Here is a 1,254-nt window from a genome sequence, read left to right as displayed (position 1 = left end):
CCTTAGGTTATCTTTAGTGACAATATCAGCAAATTTTTGCAGATATTGTCGATAACCAAGCCGTCGGGTAGTGACCCAACCTCTTGGATAGGCACTAAGGCCTACCCTTTTATTTGGTACTACCCGACTTTTAATGAACATCAGGCCTGTATAAGAATTCAGCGTATTGCTGGTAAGGTTTTTAGGACAATGTTCATGGCTTGACCACATGAACCTAACTTACGTATTCCGATGAATTATTCATACTTCTGTGGGGTCGATATTAGTAAACAACACCTGGACTTTTGTCTGTTGGATAGGGCCGGTGCCCTTGTGATACAAACACGCTGTCGCAACGCTCACAAGGTTATTACCAAGCAGTTAGCAAAATGGCCTGTTGATGAGCTTGGTCATGTCCTTTTTTGTGCTGAAAATACCGGCATGTATGGGTACCACCTAGCAAAAGCGGCTGAAACGCTTGGCCTCTCACTATGGATCGAACATCCGGGACAAATTAAAGCCTGTAGTGGGTTGCAACGGGGAAAAACGGATCCGGCCGATGCTTTTCGCATTGCCCAATATAGCCGGCGCTACCAAGATCGGGCTGTGTTGTATATGCCCTTATCCCGGCACCTACAGCACTTATGCTATCTGCAGAGCGAACGTGAACTGCTGGTTGGCCACCGGGCTACCTATAAAGGACAGCTCAGCGACCAGTGCCACCATATGGATCCCCACGCCTATCAGCAGAAGGCCCGACGTCTTGAAGCGATTATTGCGGTTTTTGACACCCAAATTGCAGACATCGACCAGCGCATGGCCACCCTTATTGGCCAACACCAGCAGCTACAACAGCAAAACCAGTTGCTGCAAAGCATTCCAGGTATTGGTCCCCGTTTAGCGCTGGCCGTAATTATCCTTACCAAGGGGTTTAGCCGTTTTGACAACCCACGGGCTTTTTGCTGCTACTGTGGGGTAGCCCCGTTTGTTTGGCATTCCGGTGATCAAGTCCATACACGAGGGCGCGTTTCCCACCGGGCAGATAAACGCATGAAGTCGCTGTTGCACATGGGCGCATTGGCCGCTATACAGTGCCCCGGAGAGTTGCAGCACTACTACCGGCGAAAGTGCAAGGAAGGAAAACATAAAATGAGCGTCATAAATGCAGTCCGAAGCAAACTTGTTCATCGCATGTTTGCAGTAATTAAACGTGGCAAACCATATACTCCGATAGCATGCAAAATAACTTGACTAAACCATAAGAATAAGAGGGAT

General features: G+C 48.2%; 2 protein-coding genes. One reads left to right on the top strand and one right to left on the bottom strand.

Annotation, left to right across the window (positions count from 1 at the left end):
* Nucleotides 1-210: hypothetical protein (locus FN808_RS19170; protein ID WP_221930116.1), on the bottom strand; the 210-nt coding region annotated here is incomplete at its 3' end.
* A 21-nt stretch (nt 211-231) separates the two neighbouring features.
* On the opposite strand from FN808_RS19170, the gene FN808_RS18760 reads away from it, so the two are divergent.
* Complete coding sequence (locus FN808_RS18760; protein WP_142716154.1) at nt 232-1,230, top strand: IS110 family RNA-guided transposase; 999 nt, start codon at nt 232-234, stop codon at nt 1,228-1,230.
* Nucleotides 1,231-1,254 lie beyond the last annotated feature (24 nt).

Source organism: Fodinibius sediminis (assembly GCF_900182555.1).
In the GTDB taxonomy this organism is placed as follows: domain Bacteria; phylum Bacteroidota; class Rhodothermia; order Balneolales; family Balneolaceae; genus Fodinibius; species Fodinibius sediminis.
This window is presented reverse-complemented; position numbering and strand designations above follow the sequence as displayed.